The organism is Novosphingobium taihuense (assembly GCF_007830315.1).
Classification (GTDB): domain Bacteria; phylum Pseudomonadota; class Alphaproteobacteria; order Sphingomonadales; family Sphingomonadaceae; genus Novosphingobium; species Novosphingobium taihuense.
This window is the reverse complement of sequence record NZ_VLKJ01000004.1, coordinates 157,761-179,801: the sequence shown is the minus strand read 5'-3', so window position 1 is coordinate 179,801 and position 22,041 is coordinate 157,761. Positions and strand designations below refer to the sequence as shown.

Sequence of the window (22,041 nt, the reverse complement as noted above, 5' to 3'; positions counted from 1 at the left end):
GCCGGTCGAGAAGTCATAGGGCGGCATGGGAATGCCGTTTAAAAGACTCCGTCTTTTGCAGTTGACCCTGAGTCATATTATGTATTTTTAGAAGGCTGCACCAAGGAACCGCAGCCATGATCGTCAGCTTCGCCAACAAGGAAACAGAGGTCCTCTGGTCCGGCCAGCGCAGCCGCAAACTGCCTGCCGAGATCCAGAGCCGCGCCCTCGCAAAGCTGGCCATGCTCGATGCGGCAGCCGAGTTGGACGATCTGAGGAACCCGCCCGGCAACCGCCTTCACGATCTGAAGGACGACCGCGCAGGACAACATTCCATTTCCATTAACAAGCAATGGCGCATATGCTTCGTCTGGAAAGACGGAAATGCCCACGATGTCGAAATCACCGATTACCACTGACGAGGAATGGCTGCACAATCCGCACGCCGGGGAATTGCTGGCGTCTGAGTTCATGGAACCGCTCGGGCTCGATACGCAAGTCTTGGGCGCGGCCATCGGCATCGATGCGAGCCGTCTCGAAGCGATGCTTTCCGGTGCAGCGCGCATCGACGGCGAACTCGATCTGCGGCTCGCCCGCTATTTCCGGATGTCCGAAGGCTTCTTCCTGCGACTTCAGGACCAGTACGAACTGCGTAAGGCCAAACGGGTGCTCCAGTCCGATCTTGACAACATCGTCCCTCGCGCTGCCTGAGACAGTCGTGAAGAAGCTTCTGGTGGCAACCGCCGCCCTCACCCTCGCCGCGTGTTCCAAATCCCCGGCCATGCCCACGCGCGAAGGGGCTCCGGACAATGCCGTGCGGCTGGCCATGCCTGAAGGCGAGGCGCTGCCCGGGGTGCAGGACGGCACGTCACAGGCCTCTTGGGCAGCCGGGGCCGACGGGCTTTCGGCACGCTATGGCTATCCGGGCGAGGGACCGATGGTGTCCGTCACCTGCCGCGAAGGCGTGCTCACCGTCACCCGCCATGCCGCAGCGCCGGTGGGCGCACAGGCCCTGTTTGCGCTGGTGGGGAGCGACGGGATCATGCGCCTGCCGGTGGATGCGACCTCCGTGCCGGGGCAGCGCGGCTATGTCTGGCAGGGCACGATGTCTGCCGATGACAGTCGCACCAAGGTGCTCGGCGGCTCCTACACCGGCACGCTGCCGGGCGCGGGGATGATCAAGGTTTCGGGCGGTGGTGCGGTGCGCGATCTGGTGGCGCGCTGCCGCCGTTCAGCACCAACGGCTGCGTCCGAGCCGGTGGCTCCGGCTGCAACCGCCGAGTAGCCTTCAGACCTTCCCGAACCTCGCTTCGTAGGCCGCAGTGTCGCCGTTGGCGAGAAGCTTGGCCTGCTCCACCCAGTTGTCGCGCTTGGCCCGGCCCGCAAAGGTGCCCAGCTGCGCGTCGATCCTGGCGATATCCTCGTCGGTCCATGCGGCGATCTGGGCGTAGCTGGTCACGCCAAGCGATGTGAGCAAGGCTTTCAGCTTCGGCCCCACGCCCTTGATCCGGCCAAGATCGTCGGCCGCAGCGGCAGGCGCAGGTGCCGCCTCAAGCACTTCCTCGGCCGCAGCAGCCGCGACGACTTCGCCGATGCCCGCCATCGTGCCCACGCCCGGTGGCGGCGTCACCAGCGCGGCGGCGCTTGGCGCGTCGATCAGTGCGCTGTTACGCGCAGCCTTCTCCGCGCCTTCGGAGAGAACGTCGGTATATTCGCGCTTCTTGGGCGCAGGCTTGGTGCGGCCCCGCACCCACCACACCCACCACACCACGAAAGCAACAAGCAGAACGATGCCAGCCAGCAGGATCTGATTGGCTTCGAACATTTCCAGCATCTGCATGACCCCTTATGCGAAAACCTCAGTTCCCGGTTGCTGCTTGCGGAACAGCACCCGATCCTCGGGCCCGAACGCGCGAACCCACAACATGTAGCAATAAATACCCAGGATCGCCGGAATTCCAATCGCCAGCTCTGCCCACTCCGGCAGCCAGGTCACTGCGACCCCGACTGCAACGGCAGGGACAATCGCCCAGGCAAGGCCCCAGCGCCAGTTGCGGATCGAATGGCCGAGAATACGCGTCAGCACCCGCGATTTGACTGCCGAGGACAGTCCCAGAGCTATGGCCAAGGCCAGCGCCGCTGCCGCTGCAACGTACATCGGCCCCATGTCCATCCGCTTGGCAACGAGGATCAGCGCCAACGTCAGAACGGCCTGCAGAGCGATCGTCGCAAGGCTGATCCACAGGTTGCGCATGCGGGCGAGGTAGACCAGCGCCGCCTCGCTAACCACGGCCTTGGATGCCACGACTTCGGCCACCAACAGGAACACCAACGCCGCCGTGCCTGCCACGAAAGCCGGACCACCAAGGCCCATCAGTCCCTCGCCGGGAATGCCCAGTGCCAGCGCGATGCCGATCTGCGCCGCGCCGATCCAGAAGCCGACCTGGCAGACCTGCTTGGCAATCGCGGCGTAGTCCTTGTCCTTGACGCTGCGGGTGATCACCGGGCCCAGCACCGGCTCGAAACTGGTCTTGAGCTTCTGCGGCAATGACGCGATCTGCTGCGCGAAGTAGTAGATTCCGACCGGCGCCTCGCCCACGAAGAAGCGCAGGATGAACACGTCGAGCTTGCGCGTGCCCCACTCCACCGCATCGGCGCCTGCCAGCGGGATGTTGCGCCGGGCGATCTGCCAGAGCGGACCCGGCCTAGGCTTCCACGCATGCGGCAAGCCGTAAGTGCGCAGCAACACGAAGACGGCAACGCCTGTCGCCGCCCATACCGAGGCCAGGTAAGCAAGGCTGAGGCCCGAACTCGGCCAGATGAAGTAGAACGCGCCTGCGGCGATTGAGATCGTCCACGGCTCGACCACCGAACGCGCCCGCACGGTGGTTGCCACATCGAAGCGATAGGCGAGCGCCGCAAGCGCCAGATCGCCAAGTGCAATGCCCGGAATTGCCAGCACCAGCAGTGTATCGGCCAAGGTGAAATTGCCGCTCGGGTACATCGATTCCGGAAAGAGCCAGATCAGCGCGCCCATACCCAGCGCCAGCGACATGGCGAGCAGCACCGCATCGCCCACCACATTGGCGGGCGGCGCGTCGTTCTCGGCCAGCCGCTGCGCAAGCCCACGCTTCTGTCCCAACGTCGCCAACATCCCGGCGAACTCGACCATGACCAGCGCCGAGGCAAAGCGCCCCATCGCAGGCGCGCCGTAAAGGCGGCTGGCGATGAACAGGAACGGGATGCGTGCCAAGAGCCGCAGCAGGAAGCCGAGGAAATTGGTCCGCCCGCCCTTGGCAAGGGCAGCGATGTCCTGCTGCGGAGGCTGATGCCCGTCAGACAAGGACGGCTTCCGCCTTCAACGGACGTGACAGCAGCCCGGCCACGACTTCGCGCGCCGGAGCGCCGCCTTCAAGCAGGGTCACCACGGCCTCGACAATCGGCATCGATATACCCCTGTTTTGCGCGATCTCCGCCAGAACCGGCGCGGTGAAAGCGCCTTCGGCCACCGAATTCTTTGCACCCAACGCATCAGACGCGCGCATCCCTTCGCCTAGCGCCTTACCCAGCGAGAAATTGCGGCTGGAGGTGGACGAACAGGTCAGCACGAGGTCTCCCAACCCCGAAAGCCCGGACAGGGTTTCCGCCCGCGCGCCCAAGGCAAGCCCGAAGCGCTGCATTTCGGCAAAACCACGGCTGATCAGGGCGGCGCGGGCGTTCTGGCCAAGCCCCAGTCCTTCGACCACACCGCAGGCAATGGCGAGCACGTTCTTCACCGCCCCGCCGATCTCGGCACCGGTCACGTCGTCCGAATAGTAGGGCCGGAACGTCGGGCGCGCGATGGCAGGCGACAACCGCTGCCACTGCGTCTCGCCGCCTGCACAGGCCAGCGTCACCGCCGTGGGCAATCCCGCGGCCACTTCATGCGCGAAAGTCGGGCCGGAAAGCACGGCGATCTCCGCCCCCGGCGCGGCAGCGCTCGCCACATCGGCCATCAGCCGCCCGGTGCCTGCCTCGATACCCTTCGAGCACAGCACGACGTCTCCGCCCTCGCGCCTGATCCCGGCAAGCACGTTCGCCAGAAACTGTGCGGGCGTGACCATCAGCAGCACCGGCAACGCGGCCATCTCGGCAAGCTCTGTCGTCGCGCGGATCGACGGGGCAAGACGCGCCGATGGCAGGAACAGGCTGTTGGTGCGGGCAGAGTTGATCTCGTCGACCAGTTCAGCCTCGCGCGCCCACAACAGGACTTCGCGCCCGTCGCTCGCCAGCATCTGGGCAAGCGCAGTGCCCCAAGCCCCTGCGCCAACGACACCTACCCCAGCGGTCATGCCTTCACCCCTGCACCGCGCACCGGCGCGGCATTTTCATCCAACGGCCAGCGCGGCCGCGCCGCCACATCGAGCGGGTCGGTATATCCCAGAGCGAAGCGCTCCACGCCAGCCCAGCCGATCATCGCAGCGTTGTCTGTGCACAGTTTCGGCGGCGGAGCGACCAGTGGCAGGCCATGGTCTGCAGCCAGCGCTACGAGTGCGCCGCGCAACGCCGCGTTGGCAGCAACGCCGCCCGCAACGACAAGCGCGGTCATCCCCGGTGCGGCGACGCTCAAGGCAATCCGCGTCCGATCCACCACGCAATCGAGCGCAGCCTGCTGGAACGAGGCAGCGATATCGGCGTCGGCATGGACGCCCGCATCCTTCGCCCGCATCACTGCGCTCTTAAGCCCTGCGAACGAGAAATGCGGTTCCCCGCTACCCACCAGCGGGCGCGGCAGGGGCACAGCTTTCGGATTTCCTTCACGCGCCAGCCGTTCCACCGCCGGTCCGCCCGGATAGCCGAGCCCGAGGATCTTGGCGGTCTTGTCGAAGGCTTCCCCCAGCGCATCGTCGATGGTCGTCGCAAGGCGGCGATACTGGCCGACGCCAGCCACTTCGAGAATCTGGCAATGCCCGCCCGAAACAAGCAGCAGCAGATAGGGATAGCACAGCGACGGATCAGCCAGCCGTGGCGACAGCGCGTGACCTTCGAGGTGGTTCACTGCCACCAGCGGCTTGTCCGCCGCCATCGCCAGCGCCTTGGCGGTAACAAGCCCGACCATCACCCCGCCGATAAGTCCCGGCCCCGCCGTTGCCGCAATCGCATCGACATCACCCAGCGCCAGCCCGGCATCGGCCAGCACCGCCTCGACCATCGGCCCCAGCACTTCGACATGCGCGCGCGCCGCAATTTCCGGCACTACGCCGCCATAGGGCCGGTGCGCCTCGTCTTGCGAGGCAATGCGTTGCGCGACGATCCGCGTCGCCAGAGTCGCGCCATTGCCGTCGATCACCGCGGCAGCGGTTTCATCGCAGCTGGATTCTATGCCAAGGATCAGGGCCATCTGGCGCTTTCCTCTAGTGATAATCCCCGTTACGGCAAGCAAAGCATGAACACTGCAACGCCCCAGAAGCCGCTAAGGCTCGGAACCCGCCGCTCCCCGCTTGCGATGGCGCAGGCTGAAGAGACCCGCGATCGCCTCTGCGCCGCCCACGGCTGGACGCACGACATGGTCGAGATCGTCCCCGTCACCGCCAGTGGCGACAAGATCCTAGACCGCCCGCTGGCCGAGATCGGTGGCAAGGCGCTGTGGACCAAGGAGCTCGACGCCTGGCTGTTCGAAGGCGAGATCGACTTTGCCGTCCACTCGATGAAGGACGTAGAGACGATCCGGCCTGAACAATTCTCCATCGCCGCCGTCCTTCCCCGCGCCGACGTGCGCGACGTGCTGGTGGGTGCGGCCTCCATCCATGCCATCCTGCCCGGTGCGCGCGTCGGCACCAGCGCGCCGCGCCGCGCCGCACAGATGCTCCACGCCCGGCCCGATCTGACCATCGTCGGCTTCCGCGGCAATGTCGCCACGCGCCTAGCCAAGCTGCAGGCGGGTGAGGCGGACGTGACCTTGCTTGCCGCTGCTGGCCTGCAACGCCTTGGCGAGACCGGCGTCGGCACGCCGCTGTCGCAGTTCGAATGGCTGCCCGCTCCGGCACAAGGCGCCATCGGCATCGAATGCCTTGCCGCGAACGAGGCCGTGCGCGCCTGGCTCTGCGCTATCGATGACCGCGAGACACACGATGCGGTGCTGGCTGAACGCGCCCTGCTCGCAGCGCTGGGCGGCAATTGCCACAGCCCGATCGCGGTGCTGACCACCACGCACGAAAGCTCGCTCACCTTGCGTGCCGCGATCTACAGCCCCGACGGGGCCGAGCGCGTCGAAGCCAGCGAGACGTTCGCTCCGGCAGACAGCGAAGGCCCCCGCCGCCTCGCCCACCGGTTGCTGGCAGCGGCACCCGAATCCGTGACGGTGCATTTCTCCGGCGAATGAGCGGGCCCGGAGCGCCACTGCCGCTCGTCGTCATCCGTCCGGAACCGGGCAACGCCGCCACGTGCGCAGCGGCCCGCGCGCTGGGGCTTGAACCTGCAGGTTTCCCGCTGTTCGACGTTGCCCCGCTGCCGTGGCAGGTGCCGGAAGGCCGGTTCGATGCGATCCTTGCGGGCAGCGCCAACGTGTTCCGCCATGGCGGGGACAAGCTTGCGGCAGTGCGCGCCGTCCCGGTCATCGCGGTGGGTGCCACAACCGCGCAGGCTGCCATCGACGCAGGCTTCACCGTATCGCGCATCGGAGAGGGGGGATTGCAGCCGGTTGTCGCCGAACTGCCGCCGGGATCCTACCTGCGAATCGCTGGCGAGGACCGGGTCGATCTCACCCCGCCAGAGGGCGTGCGAATCGAGACTGCGGTTGCTTATGCGGCGCGCAGATCACCTGTTCGCGGTGCCTTGGCGCACATTCTGTGCCAAGGGGCAGTGGTGCTCCTCCATTCCGGAGAAGCGGCCCGCCATTTCGCCGACGAGTGTCAAAGGCTTGAAATTCCGCGAGAGTCACTCCACCTCGCTTGCCTCGCACCGCGCATAGCATCCATGGCCGGAGCAGGTTGGGCGTCCATCGCCACCGCGCCGGAAAGAACGGATGCCATGTTGCTGGAAACTGCCCGGCGAATGTGCCAGACAGTGTGACTTCGGGGCGACAGGACAAGCGAAAAAGGATGCAGGATCTCGGATATAATCCGCGTGGGAGTGCGCAACGAAGCGGATTGGGCGCGCGCTCTGTTGCCGCCATCGTCGCCGGATGCCTGCTCGCAGGCGCAGCGGGCGCTGCATGGCTCGGCTGGCGCAACGGACTGATCGATGTGCAGATGGGCGATTCGGGAATCCCCCAGCTCGTCACTTCGCCCACCACCCCGCCATCGCCCAGCGCCACCGCCGCCGAGGTCGCTGCCACGCAGGCCCAGATCGACGCGCAGATTGACAGTACCGCCGCCAAGGTCGCCGTGCTCGAACAGCGCCTTGCCGAACTGAACCAGCAGGCCATCGCCGCATCGGGCAACGCCACCCACGCCGAATCGCTGCTCCTTGCCTTTGCCGCCCGCCGTGCGCTGGAGCGCGGCCAGCCACTCGGCTGGATCGAGGGGCAATTGCGCGCCCGCTTCGGCACCACGCAGGGTGCGGCGGTCGACAAGGTCATTGCCGCCGGGGCCATGCCGGTCACGCTCAGCCAGCTTGGCGAACAGTTCGAACTGCTTGCCCCCACGCTTGCAGGTGGCCGCGCCGACGAAGGCACGTGGGACTGGCTCAGCCGCGAAGTGGCCGACCTCTTCGTGATCCGCCACGACGATTCGCCCTCCCCAGCGCCCGAACGCAGGCTCGAACGCGCCCGCGCTTTCCTTGCAGGCGGCAAGGTTGAAGCTGCCGTCGCCGAAGTCGAAAAGATGCCCGGCCACGACGCCGCCGCAGACTGGCTAACCCGCGCCCGCGACTACATGACCGCCCAACGCGCGCTGGACCAACTGGAAGCCGCAGCCCTGATGGGCGCGCAACCCGTCAGCGCGCCTGCGCAGACGGTGATGCCCGCGCCGACAGCCAGCGCATCACCTGCGGTGCCACCACTGCCACCGGCGGGGTCTACGCCGGAGGTTTGAGGTGATTAGTGTCAGGGGTGGAAAGCACAGTCCGCTTTTCCGTTTTTCACACCAAGAGCTGCCGTTCAGGACACGACGCCATTGCGGACATTGTTCAACCCACGAAATTGGTGATTAGGTTTTGATTTTTATGGCGTTGTGACCGAATATGAGTTTACGCAAGTCTCAGTTTCAGCCTCGCTAAATGCTGCAAATCCTAAGCGAGTTCTGGTGGGAACGAACTTATCATTGTAAAAAGACCAAACAGCGCGTCTGCTGCCCTCGTAGGTATTGTGACTTTGCGGATTGTCGTTTGCCAATTCTAATGCGAAGTTTGCAGTAAGACCTTGGCAGATACCGTCAAACTTACGATCCCAAGCGATCTGCTTGGACGCCTCGAAGTCCCAATCTTTCATTGACTTGATTAATTTTAGGCGGGCTCGGCCACTTTTACATTCAACTGCGAAAAGGCAGGCACCGTTGCCCGGTGCGCGGTTCGCGATATACGAGTTCGCGGATTGGATGAGTTTATCTTTGGAAAGCTGAGACCAGCTTTGGTAGCGCAGCCCCCAATTAACTGGTCCAGCTATTAACAGCAAAATCGCAAATGGAAGGGCAAGAGCCAGCATGCATCCGTGTTGCGTGACGTTGAAGCGCATATTCTCAAAAACCATGCTTATTGTCGGCGCACAAGGAGATTGGAGCGTATACTGGCAGCTAACCACCCCATTCCTGCCATTCAGCCCTCGGCAGTGAGTTCCCAAAACCCGTCGTCCCGGACTCGATCCGGGACCCCGCTTCTCTTCTTCAACGCTCGGCCAAGAGAACAGCGGGATCCCGGGTCGAGCCCGGGATGACGAAACAGGAAGTGGCGGTTGATCGGGTTAGTCCCCCAATCACGCCGCGCGCAGCAGCTTCGGCAGATCCCCGCTCATCCCGCGCGCTTCGTCCATGAACCAGCGCTTGAGCGGCGCGGCGCGCTGGACGCCTGCCATGCCGAGACGTCGGACTGCAGAGGGCAGCTTGCCGGGGATGCCGAACAGGCGGGTGAGTACGTCGGTCGCCGTCGCCACCATGAAGGTATCGGCCGCGCGCCAGCGTTCGTAGCGGGCGAGGAGTTGCGCATCGCCCACGTCCAGCCCCAGCCGCAACCCGTCCGACAATACCTCGACCAGCGCCGCCACATCGCGCAGGCCGACGTTGAGGCCCTGCCCCGCGATCGGGTGCATGCCGTGCGCGGCATCGCCGACCAGCGCCAGTCGGTCCTCGACGATCCGCGCGGTGTGGTGGAAGTTGAGCGGATAGGACGAGCGCGGGCTGGCAAGCTCAATCTTGCCGAAGATGCCGTGCATGCGGCTGGCAACCTCGTTCAGGAACATCGCCTCGGGCATTGCCAACACGGCGGCGGCGTCCTTTTCGGCCACGGTCCAGACCAGCGCCGAGCGGTGCTTGCCGCCTTCATCCAGCAGCGGCAGCAGCGCAAAGGGGCCTGCCGGATAGAACACTTCCCACGCCACGTTACCGTGCGGCTTCTCGTGGGTGAGGCCTGCAATGATCGCGCGGTGGCCGTAGTCCCACTTGGCGGGGGTGAACCCGGCTTCGTCGCGCGTCGGGCTCTTGCGCCCTTCTGCGGCGACCATCAGCCGCCCTTTCAGCACGCGGCCATCGGAGAGCGTCACCGCCACCCCATGCTCACCGCGTTCGCGGGCGACGACGTGGCTGTTGGGGTGGAAGGTGATCGCCTCTTCCCGCGCCGCCACGCCATACATCGCGATGCGCAGATCCCGGTTGGCGTACATCCGCCCCAGCGAGCCATCTGCCTCGCCCGGTTGGAAATCGATCCGCCCGGGCTTCATCCCGTCGGTCACCGCGATCGATGCAATCGGGCAGCCCTTGGGCGCAAGGTCCTCCGCCATGCCGAGGTTGGTGTAGAGGTTCCAGCTGGCGGTGGAGATCGCCGAAGCGCGCCCGTCAAAACCTTCGGCGGTCTGCGCCGCAGGATCGGAATTGTCGACGACGTGAGAGGTGATCCCCGCCTTGGCGAGGCCGATGGCGAGCGTCATGCCCACCAGGCCACCGCCAAGAATCACGACATCGGCATTCAGTTCGTTCACTTGACCGCTCCACACGTATTGCCGGTGCCACCATCCAGATCGAGGCAGCGCCCGTCAAATGCACCTTGGGGGATCTTGAGGCCGATCAATGCCGCAAGTGAAGGCGCGATGTCCACCGTTTCCACGCCGCTGGGCTGTTCGAACCCGGTCATGCCCTTGCGCCAGAACAGGATCGGCACGCGGCGGTCATAGTCCCACGGGCTGCCATGCGTGGCGACATAGCCCGCACGCGGCGCCGGAATCGGCACCACGCCACGCTTGAGGAACACCACGAAATCGCCCGAATGCAACGGGTTGTACGAAGCGCGTGCGCGTTCGGCCAGGGTCCAGGTCTCGGGCGAGGTGGTTGGCATCGGCGTCGCGGCGATTTCGGCGGCGCTCAGCACCACCTCGACCTGCGGATCAGCCTCGAGCAGCGCTTTGGCATCGTCCACCAGCTTGCCCTTTGTGCCGGGGTCAAGGTCACGGCGCAGCCAGTAATCGCCCGAAGGCCCGTCGGACAGGATCAGACCCTTGGCCTCAAGCCCGTACTTCTTGCCGAGCGTTGCCGAGAGTGCCTCGGGCGAGACTGCGCTGTTCACCCGAGCGGACTTTTCCAGCGCCTGTTCGTGCAGACGCTCAGGCAGGTCGAACCCGCCATGGTCGGCGGTCAGCACCACGACATAATCGATCCCGCGCTTGTCGAGGCTGGCGAAGAAATCGCCCAGTGCCATATCGAGCTGGGTGAGCTGAATGCACATTTCCGCACCCTCGGTGCCGGTGGCGTGGCCGACATAATCAGTGGCAGAAAGGCTGACTGCGAGGATATCTGGAACCGAATTCTTGCCCAGCTTCTGTTCGTCCACCAGCTTTACCGCGAGATCGAGCGTCGCCCGATCAAGCCGGGGCGAGACGCGGAACTGGTCCCCCTCGCCGGCCTTCAGCGCAAAGCGTCCTGTCCCCACCGTTGCGGTGCCCGCCTGCACGGCGCGGTCCTGCCGTCCGCACCATGCCGGAAGAGGGAATGCAGGTGCGCCCTTGGCCAGCAGCTTGTCGATCTCGGCATTCTCAGCCACCGCCGTGGCCCCAAGCTCGCGCCCGGCAAGCGTGACGAACTGCTTGCCCTTCCACCAATAGACCTGATCGATATCGTGACCGCCCATCATCAGAGCGCCACGATCCTTGCCCGAAACGGCAATGTTCCGCGCCGCCGGATTGGCCTTCTTCATCCATTCGCCCAGCGTCGGCACCAGCAGATGCACCGGCGAGGCGACATAGTCCTTCGATCCTGCCGTGCGCTTCGAAACGTCCTCGGCACAATAGACGACCTTCGGGCCTGTGGTGACGCTCTGGTCGATCCACGAATTGGCGATGATCCCGGTGTGCGCGGGGCGGTTGCCGGTGAGGATCGTCGAGTGGCCGGGGCAGGTCTCGGTTGCCGCGTGGCTCTGGAAGCCTGCCGGGAACACCGCCCCTTGCGTCAACCGTGCAAAGCCGCCGGTGAAGCGCTGGCGATACTGCGCGAAGATGTCGGCCGAGAACTGGTCGATCGAGATCGCCACAATCAGCTTGGGCGCTCCGGCCGGAACCTGCTGGCTCACGGCAGGCGCTCCATCCTGCGCGAAAACGGAAACGACGGGGGCGGCACAAGCCAGCAGAACGGCGGCGTAACGGGAAAGGCTTTTCACGCGAAACATACTCCTGTGGGCACGTGCTATGGACTTGAGGGAAGGCCAGCCGTAGGACGCCCAAGAGCGCTACGCATGGCCCCGCCAGCGCTCCCGTTCAAGGGGCCATTTGGGACCGGTGACGCCCGAGATGCCGATACGCGAAATGGCCGGGATCAAGACCTTGCGCATCATAGCGATGTTTGTGACGGCGTTGTGGCTGTCCCTCGCCCCGGCACAGGCCGCGCCCAATCACATGCAGGCAAGCCTCGTCGCCGAAGGTCCGGCGCAGCCCGGCGGTACCGTGACGCTCGCACTGCTGATGCAGCCCGAGAAAGGCTGGCACGGCTACTGGTCCAACCCCGGCGATGCAGGGTACGGCCTGACCCTCGACTGGACCCTGCCCAAGGGCGCCAGCACCGGCGCAATGCAGTTTCCCGTTCCGCAAACGCTGGTGATCCAGGGCCTGATGAACCATGTCTATGAACACGAATACGCCGTGCTCGTGTCGTTCAAGCTCCCGGCCGACGCCACCCCCGGCACGCTCCTGCCCATCAGCGTGAAGGCGCAGTGGCTGGTCTGCACCAACGAGATCTGCGTGCCCGAACGCGCCGAACTTCAGGGGACGATCACTGTCGGCAGCGGTGCCAATGACGCTCGATTCGAAGCATGGCGCGCCGCGCTGCCCGCCCCGCTCGACCGCCCCGGCACCTTCGCACTGGCGGGCAAGACCCTGCGCCTCGCCCTGCCCTTCCCCGCCTCGGCCACGCTCGAAACGCCGCACCTGTTCCTCAAGACAGAGCGCCTGATCGACTACGCCGCACCCCAGCGCTTCTTCCGCAACGGCGATACGCTCGTCGTCGAAGTGCCGCTGGCCAAGAGCCCCGGCCCTGCCACCTCGGTCGAAGGCGTGCTCGCCATGGGCAAGGACGCAGGCGGAATCGCTTTCACCTCCGCCCCCGGAGCCGTGCCGAGTGGCGGCACCGAACTCGGCGGCGAAGGCACGTTCTCCATGGCCACGCTGGGCCTTGCCCTGCTCGGCGCGTTCCTTGGCGGGCTGGTGCTGAACGTGATGCCCTGCGTTTTCCCGATCCTCAGCCTCAAGGCGCTGGCTCTGGCACGCGGCAATTCCCATGACGCCCGCGCCGAAGGCCTTGCCTATACCGCAGGCGTGGTCCTCGCCTGCCTGCTGCTCGGCGGCGTCATGCTCGCCCTGCGCGCAGGGGGAGAGCAGGTCGGCTGGGCGTTCCAGTTGCAGGAGCCGGGCGTCGTCGCCGTCCTGCTGCTGCTGGCCGTGGCAATCACTGCCAACTTCGCCGGGCTCTACGAATTGCCCGGCCTTTCGGTGGAGCGTGGCGCTGGCAAGTCCGGCGCGTTCGGCACGGGCCTCCTTGCCGCCTTCGTCGCCACGCCCTGCACCGGCCCCTTCATGGCCGCTGCGATGGGCGCGGCGCTCATTCTGCCGACATGGGCCGCGCTCGGCGTCTTCGCGGCGCTCGGCCTTGGCCTTGCCCTGCCGTTCCTCGCGCTCGGCTTCGTCCCCGCCCTGCGCCGCCTGCTGCCCAAGCCCGGCAAGTGGATGGATTTGTTCCGCCGCTTCATGGCCCTGCCGATGGGCCTGACGGCGCTTGGCTTGGGATGGCTGACGTGGCGCCTTGGCGGGCCGCAGTACACTGCGGTTGCCGTAGCGATGGCCGTGATCCTGCTGGCGACGCTAGCCGCCATCGGCATCACCCAGCGCAAGAGCAGGCCCATCGGCGTGCTGGCCGCAATCGCGGCGCTGATCATCGTCGGCGGAGTGGCAGGCCTGCCGCCCCCCGCCCCCGTGACAAGCACCGAAGAGGACCTGCTTGGCTCGGTACCGTTCGACGAGACGGCACTTGCGCAGGCCCGCAGCAATCACATGCCGATCTTCCTCTATTTCACCGCCGACTGGTGCCTGTCGTGCAAGGTGAACGAAAAGGTCGCGATCGAGACCAGCGCCACCAACGCCGCCTTCCGCCTGCGCGGCGTGATCGTGATGCGCGGTGACTGGACGCGGCGCGACCCGAAGATCACGCGCTTCCTCTCAAGCCAGGGCGCGGCGGGCATTCCGCTGTACCTGTGGTATCCCAACGGCGGCGGAGAGCCCCGCCAGTTGCCGCAGGTCCTCACCAAGGACATGCTGGTCGACTTGGTCGGGGAGTAAAGTCGAGCCTAAAGGCTTTGCCCGTCATCCACAGAGATGAACGTGCCCGTCACCTGCCGCGAAGCGTCCGAGGCGAAGAACAGCATCATGTCGTCGAGCGCTGAAATCTCGGTCAGGCGCTTCCTCGGCCACGAGGCGACCTGCGCCTTGCCGCCTTCGCTGTCAAACCACTCGCCATCGATCTCCGTGCGGATATAGCCCGGCTGGATCACGTTGACGTTGATCCCCAGCCGCGCCCACTCGCGCGCGAATTGCCGCCCGAGGTGCTGGACCGCCAGCTTGGTCGCGGCATATGCCGGGTCGCCGGTCGCGGTCATCTGCGCGGTGATCGAACCGGTCAGGATGATCCGCCCCTTCTCCGACTGCTTCGATCCCGCCGCGATCATCCGCCGCGCCCCTTCGCGCGCGGTCAGGTACACGCCGTTGAAATTGGTATCGACCACGCGGCGCATCGCCTCGGCAGCAATATCGATCGAACGCCCCGCCTCGACGATCCCGGCATTGGCCACCACCACATCTGGCACGCCGAGACTGGCCTCAGCCGCATCGAACGCCGCAATGATCGAGGCCTCGTCGGTCACGTCGAGCGCCACGGCCAGAGCCTTGCCGCCGCCTGCCACGATCTCGTCCGCCAGAGCCGACACCCGCTCCACCCGCCGCGCCCCGACGACAACCGCCGCGCCTGCCGCCGCATAAATCCGCGCAAATCGCGCCCCCAGCCCGGACGAAGCCCCGGTAATCAGCGCAACGCGGCCTTCAAGCGAATAGCGTGGGGTATCCATGAAGCATCTCCTTTGGAGACGCAGCATTTAACCGATTGCTTAAGCGGTGCAAGGGTGAAGGCGCGCCATGGCAGACGTTCAGCTATAGGCCATCCTCACGGTCTGACAGCCAGTCCGAGAACCGGACCTTGAGTGCCTGAGCTTCTTCTAACGATGCTGGAAAGAGATCGAAGCCACCGTCGTATGGCGCATAGATCCGTCCTTTCTCCGGCTCGAACCATGTAACGTAGGGACCGGCATCGTTGGCCAAATCCTTCAGTGCGTCATCGAACTTGCCGTTTGCCCACGCTTCGTCGCGGATAAAGAACTTCCATACCAAGCTCTCCGGATCACTTTCATCTTCTGTCCACCCACCAGCTGGAACACCCAGTCCGGCCTCACCGTCGCACCTTGACGAGATGATCCAGCACTTCTGCGACGGTTCGAGCATTGCACTCGCGAGTGTGTTCCCGCGGGACAGGATGATGCCGGACTCCTGCTCGGTCTCGGCATACCTCTTCGAGGCGGGCAACGCATGAAAGCGCACCCATGGAAGAGAGCCGTCTTGCCGGAGCACATACCCCAGTGGTTGACGCCCTTTGTGATGCTTGTCCCAGTCCAGCCAGAACTCTCGGGGGTCTACGATGCCTGTGGTATCCATTCGGTCACGGGTACGCAGAGATGTGTTTCTTTTCCACCCCGTTCCAGCCGTTCACTAAGGAACATCGACACCATAAAACCCGTCACCCCGGGTCAAGCCCGGGGTGACGAAGTTCGGGAGTTCAGTGCAGGGAACATCTCCGCGACCTCAAAACCTGTTATCCCGCGGAAACCCGTTCGGTGGCAGCCGACCTGCAGCCCCACGCGCAACCTTCCACGGCAGCAGGTCCTTCTCCACCCGCGTGCGCCCTGAATCGCCGCCCATGGCCCACGAAAGCCCGTCCTCCAGCCGCAGAGTGATCACGTCGGCCATCTCGCCGTCCTTGTAGCGCTGCAGCGTCACGCCCTGTCCCTTGGCGAGCAGCGGCACTTCGGAAAGCGCGAAGATCACCAGCTTGCGGTTCTCGCCGATCACCGCGACGTGATCGTGCTCCGCCGCAATCTCGCGCACCACGGCAAGCTTCACGCCGGGCTTGGTCGAAACCACGCCGCGCCCTTTTCGCGTTTCGGCCAGCAGCTCGTCCATCTCGGCGGCAAAGCCACGCCCGGTGTTGGCCGCCAGCAGCAGCTGGCCCTTGGGCTTGTAGATCACCAAGCTGATGATCTGCGCCTCTGGATCGATGTCGACCATCGTGCGGATCGGCTCGCCAAAGCCGCGCGCACCCGGCAGCTTGTCAGCGCCCAGCGTGTAGAACCGCCCGTTGTCCACCGCCACCAACAGTTTGTCGGTGGTCTGGCAGTGCAGTGCGAAGGCGGGGCCATCGCCTTCCTTGAACTTGAAGTCGCCATCAAGCGCCACATGCCCCTTGGCCGCCCTGATCCAGCCCTTGGCTGAAAGGATCACCGTCACCGGCTCCTTCTCGATCATCGCGTCCATGTTGAACTCACGCGTCGGCGCGGCTTCGGCAATCGTCGTGCGCCGCCGCCCGAGCACGGTGTCCTCGGCGTAATCCTTGCGCAGCGCGTTCAGATCGCGCTTCAATCGCGTGCGCTGGCGGGCCGGGCTGTCGAGCAGCTTCTGCAGCTCCTCCTGCTCGGCCAACAGCGCATCGCGCTCCTTGCGCAGCTCCATTTCCTCCAGCTTGCGCAAGGACCGCAGCCGCATGTTGAGGATCGCTTCTGCCTGCCGGTCGGTCAGCTCGAACTCGGCCATCATTACCGGCTTGGGCTCGTCCTCGGTGCGGATGATCTCGATGATCCGGTCAAGGTTGAGGTAGGCGATGATATAACCGCCCAGCAGCTCAAGCCGGTTGGCGATCTTGTCCAGCCGGTGCTGCGAACGGCGCAGCAGGATGTCGATCTGGCTGAACACCCATTCCTGCAGCACCAGCTTCAGCCCCAGCACACCGGGCGTGCGGCGCGAATCCAGCACGTTGAGGTTCAGGCCGAACCGCGTTTCCAGATCGGTCAGCCGGTAGAGCGACTCTTTCAGCAGATCTGGATCGACATTGCGGCTCTTGGGGACCAGCACCAGCCGGATCTGCTCGTCGGACTCGTCGCGGATGTCCTCGAGGATCGGCAGCTTCTTGTCGGCGATGAGCTGCGCGATCTGTTCGATCAGCTTGCTCTTCTGCACCATGTAGGGAATTTCGGAGACGACCAGCTGCCACTGTCCGGCGCCCAGCTTTTCGATGCCGCTCTCTTCCCAGTTGCCCGCATCGTCGCGGCCCGTGGAGAAGCGCCCACGCACGCGGATCGATCCGCGCCCGGTTTCATAGGCGTTGGAGATAACCGCGGGGCTATCAACCACGATGCCGCCCGTCGGCAGGTCCGGCCCGTGGAACACTTCCATCAACTGGCTGTGCTCAACGCCGGGATTGTCGATCAGCAGCAGCGTGGCATCGATGATCTCGGCCACGTTGTGGCTCGGGATGTTGGTCGCCATGCCCACGGCGATGCCGCTGGACCCGTTGGCCAGCAGGTTCGGGAACAGGCCGGGGAATATCTCCGGCTCCTCGTCCTCACCGTTATAGGTGGGATGATAGGTGACCGAGCCTTCATCAAGCCCCGCCATCAGCTGCATTGCCGTCTTGGTCAGGCGCGCTTCGGTATAGCGGTAGGCGGCGGCATTATCTCCGTCGATATTGCCGAAGTTGCCCTGCCCTTCGACCAGCGGATAGCGCAGCGACCAGTCCTGCGCGAGGCGAACCATCGCGTCATAGACGCTGGAATCGCCATGCGGGTGATACTTGCCGATCACATCGCCCACCACGCGCGCCGACTTCTTGAAGGCATCGGTGGGGTTGAGCTTCAGCTGCCGCATCGCCCAGAGCAGGCGGCGGTGGACCGGCTTCAGCCCGTCGCGCAGATCGGGCAACGACCGCGCGGTGATCGTGCTCAGCGCATAGACGAGGTATCGTTCCGACAGCGCGGAATCGAACGGGGCATCGACGATTGCGTCGAACGGATCGGGTTCTGTCGTATCGGTGACCATGGCCGGAACGTCGTAGCAACGCGATCACCGGAGCGAAAGTCATGGAACCGCAGCAGTCCCCGGCAATTCTAGCAGGGACGGGCCAATGCCAACCCGATTCCCCAAAAGGAGAACCCCATGACCAAGCGCGTGCTGATCGTCGCGACTGACGGATTCGAGCAGTCCGAACTCGAAGGCCCCAAGAAGGCGCTGGAAGATGCCGGTTTCGAAACCGTCGTTGCCAGCCTCAAGACCGGCTCCATCACCGGCTGGAAGGACAAGAACTGGGGCGATGCCGTTGCAGTCAACATCACCCTCGATGAGGTGGACGCCAAGGAATACGACGCGCTGCTGCTGCCCGGCGGCCAGATGAACCCCGACATCCTGCGCATGGACGACCGCGCGATCGACATCGTCAACGACTTCGACGATCTCGACAAGCCGATCGCCGCAATCTGCCACGCGCCCTGGCTGCTTGCCGAAGCCGACATCGTAGACGGCCGCACCGTCACCTCCTGGCCCTCGATCCGCACCGATCTCGCCAATGCCGGCGCCGATGTGGTGGACGAGGAAGTCGTCGTCGACGGCAACCTCATCACCAGCCGCATGCCGGATGACATCCCCGCCTTCTCCAAAGCCCTGATCGATATGCTGACCGACGACTGATACGCCCTGTCGCGGTTTCCGGGGGTTCACCCGGCCCTCGGGAACCGCTACGGTCGTATCAGATGAAACAGCTTGACCATACAGAACACAAACTGATCGGGGGGATAGATGCCGCCGCCATGCTTGCGCAGGTGGAGGCGTGGTGCCCGCTCAACACCGGCACCGGCAACCTTGCAGGCCTCGCCGCGCAGTGGGACATGCTCGCCAATGCCTTCGCCACGCTGCCCGGCGAAATCCGCAAGGTCGATCCCGCCCCCGTCACCGCCATCTCCGCAGACGGTCGCGCCGTCGAAACTGCAAACGGCGCGCACTTTGTCCTCTCGGTCCGGCCGCAAGCGCCCCGGCGCTACTTGCTCACCGGCCACATGGACACCGTCTTCGCGCCGCCCCACCCTTTCCAGTCGTTGCGCTGGCTCGATGCCGAAACGCTGAACGGCCCCGGCGTTGCGGACATGAAAGGCGGCCTCGCGGTCATCCTCTCAGCGCTGCGGGTCTTCGAGAACAGCCCCGCTGCCGCCGCGGTCGGCTATGACGTGCTGATCAATTCCGACGAGGAAACCGGCAGCCTCTCCTCCGCTCCCCTGATCGCCGAGCTGGCGCAGGGCAAGGCGGCGGCGCTGACCTATGAACCTTCCGCCCTGCCCGATGGCACGCTCGCAGGAGAGCGGCCCGGGAGCGGCAACTACAGCGCGGTCATCAAGGGCCGCTCGGCCCACGCCGGTCGCAATCCGCAGGACGGACGCAACGCAATCATCGCGGCGGCGGACATGGCGCTGAAGCTCAAGAATCTGGAGCGCGATGGGCTCTCGATCAACCCGGCGAAGATCGATGGGGGGAGCGCGAACAACGTCGTCCCCGATCATGCCATTCTGCGCTTCAATGTTCGGCCTCGGCTGCCGAGATTTGCGGTAGAGTTCATGGAGAGTCTGCGAGAGTTGGTGCAGAGTCTCGAAGAGTTGCACGAGGTTGGAATCCACCTCCACGGCGGCGTCTCGCGGCCGCCCAAACCTCTCACGAAAGAAGCCGAAAGCCTGTTCGGACTCGTCCGCGAATGTGGCGAATCTCTTGGCCAGACAATACGTTGGCAGACCTCGGGCGGGGTCTGTGACGGCAACAATATCGCGGCCTGCGGCGTGCCTGTGGTCGATACCATGGGCGTGCGCGGCGGGGCGATCCATTCGGATCAGGAGTTCCTGATCGTGCCATCCCTGGCCGAACGCGCCGCCTTGTCCGCGCTCGTCCTGCATAGACTTTCCGGGGGAAATCAATGACATTCCGCATCCGCGCCGCCCGCGCGAGCGACCTGCAACCGCTCTACGAAATGGCCAAGCTCACCGGCGGCGGCTTCACCAACCTGCCCCCCGACCGCAAGGCTCTGACTGCAAAATTGGCTCGTGCATCAGAGGCTTACGGCAATTCGGAGGAAGGCGATCCGAGGAACCCGAAGGACGAACTTTTCGTTCTGGTGCTGGAAGACACCGCCACCGGAGAAGTGCGCGGAACGGCGCAGATTTTCACCTCGGTCGGCCACCAGTGGCCCTTCTATTCCTACAGGATGGCCACGCTTACCCAGCATTCTCAAGAACTTGGCCGTACCTTCCGCGCCGAGATGCTCAATCTCGTCACCGACCTTGAAGGATCGAGCGAAGTGGGCGGGCTGTTCCTCCATCCCTCGGAACGCGCCGGTGGCCTTGGCATGCTGCTCGCCCGCAGCCGCTACCTGTTCATCGCGATGCACAGAAAACGCTTTGGCGACAAGATCTTGGCCGAGCTACGCGGGGTGATCGACGAACGCGGCGGATCGCCGTTCTGGGACGGCGTGGCGGGGCGCTTCTTCGGTATGAGTTTCCAGGAAGCGGACTATTTCAACGCGATCAACGGCAACCAGTTCATCGCCGACCTGATGCCCAAGCACCCGGTCTATATCGCGATGCTGCCCGAAACCGCGCGCTCCGCCATCGGCCTGCCCCACCCCTCGGGCCGCGCGGCGATGAGGATGCTGGAGGAGGAAGGCTTTGCCTATGAAGGCTATGTCGACATCTTCGACGGCGGCCCGACGATGACCGCGAGGACCGATCGCGTCCGCTCGATCTGCGAAGCAAAAGAGGCACAGGTGGCGCACATCCGCGCGCCAGAGGGCAGCGGCAGCGTGACGAAAGCGCTGGTCGCGACCGGAACGCTCGCCGACTATCGCTGCACTTTCGCCGAAATTGCGGTTACCGATGAGGGCCTGACGCTCGATCCCGTAGCCGCCGCCGCGCTGGGCGTGAGCGTGGGCGACATGGTCTGGTTCGTGGGCCGCTAAGGAAGAAACATGCCTCTCGTTGAGATCAACTTCGACGGCCTTGTCGGCCCAAGCCACAACTATGCCGGCCTCAGCCTCGGCAACCTTGCTTCGGCCAACAATGCGGGCGAGGTTTCCTACCCCCGCGCCGCCGCGCTGCAGGGACTGGGCAAGATGCGCCACAACATAGCGCTTGGCCTGACGCAGGGGCTGTTTACACCTCTGCCCCGACCCAATCCCGTGTTGCTGAAGGCCCTCGGTCTTGAAAACATTGACGAAAGTGATGGCGTGCAGCGACGCCTGCGTGCGGCGGCATGGTCGGCGTCGTCAATGTGGACGGCCAATGCCGCGACGGTCAGCCCCGCGCCCGACACGGTGGACGGGCGCTGCCATCTGACCGCGGCGAACCTGGTAACGATGCCGCACCGTTCGCAGGAATGGCCGGATACCGTGCGCCAGCTGCGCCTCGCCTTTGCCAACAACCAGTCATTTGAAGTGCACGATGCGGTGCCGCCGTGCTTTGGTGACGAGGGCGCGGCAAACCACATGCGCATGTGCGCCAGCCATGATGTGCCCGGGCTGGAGATCTTCGTCTATGGCACGACCGGGGGCGCTTTCCCCGCGCGCCAGCACGAACAGGCAAGCAGAGCTGTGGCACGTCTGCATGGGCTGAATCCAGAGCGTTGTCTGTTCGTCGAACAGGCGAGCGAGGCGATTGCCGCAGGGGCATTCCACAACGACGTTGTGGCAGTGGCCAACGAGCGCGTGCTGTTCACCCACGAACAGGCCTTTGCCGATCCCGAAGGTACTTATGCTGCGATCCGCGAGCGGCTTCCCGAGGCCGAAATTGTGGTGGTGTCGGCCAGCATCGTCAGCCTTGGCGATGCAATCAGGAGCTACCTGTTCAACGCGCAGCTCCTGACCTTGCCGAGCGGCGAGATGGGCCTCGTGATCCCGCTCGAAGCCTGGGAGACACCTTCGGTGCGGAGCTGGCTGGAGGGCCATGTCGCCTCGAACGGGCCGATCCGCCGTGTGCTTCCTGTGGACGTGCGCCAGTCAATGGCCAATGGCGGAGGGCCTGCGTGCCTGCGCCTGCGAGTTGTCGCAGATCCTGCCACCGTCGATCCGCGCTTCCTGCTGAATGAGGCGAAGCTCGTGCTGGTCGAACAGGTCGTTAGCGAGCATTGGCCCGAACAGATTGATCCTGCTGATATCGGGAGCGAATCCCTCGCCCGCAGCGTGATCAAGGCAAGGGCAGCGTTGCTCGAAGCCCTAGCGCTGCCGGAACTCGCCTGAGCCTCGGGGCGTTTCCTTGATGTCGAGCTCGTTGCAGGTTGTC

21 protein-coding genes are annotated in these 22,041 nt (G+C 64.9%); 11 read left to right on the top strand and 10 right to left on the bottom strand.

Annotated features, from left to right (window positions below; genetic code table 11):
• The first annotated feature begins 116 nt into the window (after window positions 1-116).
• From IQ25_RS10215 to IQ25_RS10205, 3 genes are read left to right on the top strand one after another with little or no spacing between them, the layout of a single operon-like run.
• Window positions 117-398 carry a type II toxin-antitoxin system RelE/ParE family toxin gene (locus IQ25_RS10215; RefSeq protein WP_144905405.1) on the top strand — a complete coding sequence of 94 codons (282 nt, stop codon included), beginning with the start codon at window positions 117-119 and terminating at the stop codon, window positions 396-398.
• Window positions 373-690: a HigA family addiction module antitoxin gene (locus IQ25_RS10210; protein ID WP_144905403.1), complete on the top strand. Its 318-nt coding sequence runs from the start codon at window positions 373-375 to the stop codon at window positions 688-690. Before IQ25_RS10215 ends, IQ25_RS10210 begins: the two co-directional genes overlap by 26 nt.
• Before the next feature lie 7 nt (window positions 691-697).
• Window positions 698-1,264: a hypothetical protein gene (locus IQ25_RS10205; RefSeq protein ID WP_144905401.1), complete on the top strand. Its 567-nt coding sequence runs from the start codon at window positions 698-700 to the stop codon at window positions 1,262-1,264.
• 3 nt (window positions 1,265-1,267) lie between these two features.
• Here the strand turns inward: IQ25_RS10205 and IQ25_RS10200 are convergent, their stop codons facing one another.
• The 4 genes from IQ25_RS10200 to tsaD are packed head-to-tail and all read right to left on the bottom strand — an operon-like array spanning window position 1,268 to window position 5,359.
• Entirely contained in the window at window positions 1,268-1,813 is a 546-nt protein-coding gene (locus IQ25_RS10200; protein WP_144905808.1) for a hypothetical protein, read from the bottom strand.
• 12 nt (window positions 1,814-1,825) lie between these two features.
• Window positions 1,826-3,322: a lipopolysaccharide biosynthesis protein gene (locus tag IQ25_RS10195; RefSeq protein WP_144905399.1), complete on the bottom strand. Its 1,497-nt coding sequence runs from the start codon at window positions 3,320-3,322 to the stop codon at window positions 1,826-1,828.
• A complete protein-coding gene (locus tag IQ25_RS10190; RefSeq protein WP_144905397.1) occupies window positions 3,315-4,310 on the bottom strand; it encodes an NAD(P)H-dependent glycerol-3-phosphate dehydrogenase in 996 nt (331 codons plus the stop codon). Before IQ25_RS10190 ends, IQ25_RS10195 begins: the two co-directional genes overlap by 8 nt.
• Window positions 4,307-5,359, bottom strand: a complete 1,053-nt coding sequence (gene tsaD, locus IQ25_RS10185; protein ID WP_144905395.1) for a tRNA (adenosine(37)-N6)-threonylcarbamoyltransferase complex transferase subunit TsaD — start codon at window positions 5,357-5,359, stop codon at window positions 4,307-4,309. Before tsaD ends, IQ25_RS10190 begins: the two co-directional genes overlap by 4 nt.
• A gap of 45 nt (window positions 5,360-5,404) precedes the next feature.
• Here tsaD and hemC point away from each other — a divergent pair, with 45 nt between their 5' ends.
• The 3 genes from hemC to IQ25_RS10170 all read left to right on the top strand — a co-directional run bounded on the left by hemC (window position 5,405) and on the right by IQ25_RS10170 (window position 7,991).
• Entirely contained in the window at window positions 5,405-6,340 is a 936-nt protein-coding gene (gene hemC / locus IQ25_RS10180) for a hydroxymethylbilane synthase (RefSeq protein ID WP_144905392.1), read from the top strand.
• Entirely contained in the window at window positions 6,337-7,029 is a 693-nt protein-coding gene (locus tag IQ25_RS10175; RefSeq protein WP_144905389.1) for a uroporphyrinogen-III synthase, read from the top strand. Before hemC ends, IQ25_RS10175 begins: the two co-directional genes overlap by 4 nt.
• Before the next feature lie 77 nt (window positions 7,030-7,106).
• Complete coding sequence (locus tag IQ25_RS10170; RefSeq protein ID WP_258537003.1) at window positions 7,107-7,991, top strand: MICOS complex subunit MIC60; 885 nt, start codon at window positions 7,107-7,109, stop codon at window positions 7,989-7,991.
• A gap of 128 nt (window positions 7,992-8,119) precedes the next feature.
• Here IQ25_RS10170 and IQ25_RS10165 read toward each other — a convergent pair whose 3' ends face one another.
• From IQ25_RS10165 to IQ25_RS10155, 3 genes are all read right to left on the bottom strand, one after another.
• Window positions 8,120-8,644: a hypothetical protein gene (locus tag IQ25_RS10165; protein ID WP_144905386.1), complete on the bottom strand. Its 525-nt coding sequence runs from the start codon at window positions 8,642-8,644 to the stop codon at window positions 8,120-8,122.
• A 222-nt stretch (window positions 8,645-8,866) separates the two neighbouring features.
• Window positions 8,867-10,084 (bottom strand): UbiH/UbiF/VisC/COQ6 family ubiquinone biosynthesis hydroxylase, encoded by a 1,218-nt coding sequence (locus tag IQ25_RS10160; RefSeq protein WP_144905384.1) that lies wholly within the window; start codon window positions 10,082-10,084, stop codon window positions 8,867-8,869.
• Complete coding sequence (locus IQ25_RS10155) at window positions 10,081-11,760, bottom strand: alkaline phosphatase family protein (RefSeq protein ID WP_144905382.1); 1,680 nt, start codon at window positions 11,758-11,760, stop codon at window positions 10,081-10,083. The genes IQ25_RS10160 and IQ25_RS10155 overlap by 4 nt, the downstream gene beginning before the upstream one ends.
• Before the next feature lie 121 nt (window positions 11,761-11,881).
• Here IQ25_RS10155 and IQ25_RS10150 point away from each other — a divergent pair, with 121 nt between their 5' ends.
• Window positions 11,882-13,918 (top strand): protein-disulfide reductase DsbD family protein, encoded by a 2,037-nt coding sequence (locus IQ25_RS10150; protein ID WP_144905380.1) that lies wholly within the window; start codon window positions 11,882-11,884, stop codon window positions 13,916-13,918.
• A gap of 8 nt (window positions 13,919-13,926) precedes the next feature.
• Here the strand turns inward: IQ25_RS10150 and IQ25_RS10145 are convergent, their stop codons facing one another.
• The 3 genes from IQ25_RS10145 to parC all read right to left on the bottom strand — a co-directional run bounded on the left by IQ25_RS10145 (window position 13,927) and on the right by parC (window position 17,773).
• Window positions 13,927-14,700: an SDR family NAD(P)-dependent oxidoreductase gene (locus tag IQ25_RS10145; protein ID WP_144905378.1), complete on the bottom strand. Its 774-nt coding sequence runs from the start codon at window positions 14,698-14,700 to the stop codon at window positions 13,927-13,929.
• An 82-nt stretch (window positions 14,701-14,782) separates the two neighbouring features.
• Window positions 14,783-15,340, bottom strand: a complete 558-nt coding sequence (locus IQ25_RS10140; RefSeq protein ID WP_144905376.1) for a DUF3885 domain-containing protein — start codon at window positions 15,338-15,340, stop codon at window positions 14,783-14,785.
• 147 nt (window positions 15,341-15,487) lie between these two features.
• The gene (gene parC / locus IQ25_RS10135) at window positions 15,488-17,773 is read right to left on the bottom strand and encodes a DNA topoisomerase IV subunit A (RefSeq protein ID WP_144905375.1); all 2,286 of its coding nucleotides are present in this window, start codon (window positions 17,771-17,773) and stop codon (window positions 15,488-15,490) included.
• A gap of 117 nt (window positions 17,774-17,890) precedes the next feature.
• On the opposite strand from parC, the gene IQ25_RS10130 reads away from it, so the two are divergent.
• The 4 genes from IQ25_RS10130 (at window position 17,891) to IQ25_RS10115 (ending at window position 21,998) form a co-directional block, all read left to right on the top strand.
• Window positions 17,891-18,418, top strand: a complete 528-nt coding sequence (locus IQ25_RS10130; protein WP_118073242.1) for a type 1 glutamine amidotransferase domain-containing protein — start codon at window positions 17,891-17,893, stop codon at window positions 18,416-18,418.
• 62 nt (window positions 18,419-18,480) lie between these two features.
• Complete coding sequence (locus IQ25_RS10125) at window positions 18,481-19,689, top strand: hydrolase (protein ID WP_144905373.1); 1,209 nt, start codon at window positions 18,481-18,483, stop codon at window positions 19,687-19,689.
• Window positions 19,686-20,723 (top strand): arginine N-succinyltransferase, encoded by a 1,038-nt coding sequence (locus IQ25_RS10120; protein WP_144905371.1) that lies wholly within the window; start codon window positions 19,686-19,688, stop codon window positions 20,721-20,723. Before IQ25_RS10125 ends, IQ25_RS10120 begins: the two co-directional genes overlap by 4 nt.
• A gap of 9 nt (window positions 20,724-20,732) precedes the next feature.
• Entirely contained in the window at window positions 20,733-21,998 is a 1,266-nt protein-coding gene (locus IQ25_RS10115; RefSeq protein ID WP_144905369.1) for an N-succinylarginine dihydrolase, read from the top strand.
• Window positions 21,999-22,041: the final 43 nt, after the last annotated feature.

Excerpts from the sequence above, each read along its gene's own strand:
- hemC (WP_144905392.1), top strand. The coding sequence starts at position 5,405 with ATGAACACTGCAACGCCCCAGAAGCCGCTAAGGCTCGGAACCCGCCGC.
- IQ25_RS10190 (WP_144905397.1), bottom strand. The coding sequence starts at position 4,310 with ATGACCGCTGGGGTAGGTGTCGTTGGCGCAGGGGCTTGGGGCACTGCG.
- IQ25_RS10120 (WP_144905371.1), top strand. The coding sequence starts at position 19,686 with ATGACATTCCGCATCCGCGCCGCCCGCGCGAGCGACCTGCAACCGCTC.
- IQ25_RS10165 (WP_144905386.1), bottom strand. The coding sequence starts at position 8,644 with ATGGTTTTTGAGAATATGCGCTTCAACGTCACGCAACACGGATGCATG.
- IQ25_RS10140 (WP_144905376.1), bottom strand. The coding sequence starts at position 15,340 with ATGGATACCACAGGCATCGTAGACCCCCGAGAGTTCTGGCTGGACTGG.
- IQ25_RS10210 (WP_144905403.1), top strand. The coding sequence starts at position 373 with ATGTCGAAATCACCGATTACCACTGACGAGGAATGGCTGCACAATCCG.
- IQ25_RS10200 (WP_144905808.1), bottom strand. The coding sequence starts at position 1,813 with ATGCTGGAAATGTTCGAAGCCAATCAGATCCTGCTGGCTGGCATCGTT.
- IQ25_RS10215 (WP_144905405.1), top strand. The coding sequence starts at position 117 with ATGATCGTCAGCTTCGCCAACAAGGAAACAGAGGTCCTCTGGTCCGGC.
- IQ25_RS10150 (WP_144905380.1), top strand. The coding sequence starts at position 11,882 with ATGCCGATACGCGAAATGGCCGGGATCAAGACCTTGCGCATCATAGCG.
- IQ25_RS10115 (WP_144905369.1), top strand. The coding sequence starts at position 20,733 with ATGCCTCTCGTTGAGATCAACTTCGACGGCCTTGTCGGCCCAAGCCAC.
- parC (WP_144905375.1), bottom strand. The coding sequence starts at position 17,773 with ATGGTCACCGATACGACAGAACCCGATCCGTTCGACGCAATCGTCGAT.
- IQ25_RS10175 (WP_144905389.1), top strand. The coding sequence starts at position 6,337 with ATGAGCGGGCCCGGAGCGCCACTGCCGCTCGTCGTCATCCGTCCGGAA.
- IQ25_RS10125 (WP_144905373.1), top strand. The coding sequence starts at position 18,481 with ATGAAACAGCTTGACCATACAGAACACAAACTGATCGGGGGGATAGAT.
- tsaD (WP_144905395.1), bottom strand. The coding sequence starts at position 5,359 with ATGGCCCTGATCCTTGGCATAGAATCCAGCTGCGATGAAACCGCTGCC.
- IQ25_RS10145 (WP_144905378.1), bottom strand. The coding sequence starts at position 14,700 with ATGGATACCCCACGCTATTCGCTTGAAGGCCGCGTTGCGCTGATTACC.
- IQ25_RS10155 (WP_144905382.1), bottom strand. The coding sequence starts at position 11,760 with ATGTTTCGCGTGAAAAGCCTTTCCCGTTACGCCGCCGTTCTGCTGGCT.
- IQ25_RS10130 (WP_118073242.1), top strand. The coding sequence starts at position 17,891 with ATGACCAAGCGCGTGCTGATCGTCGCGACTGACGGATTCGAGCAGTCC.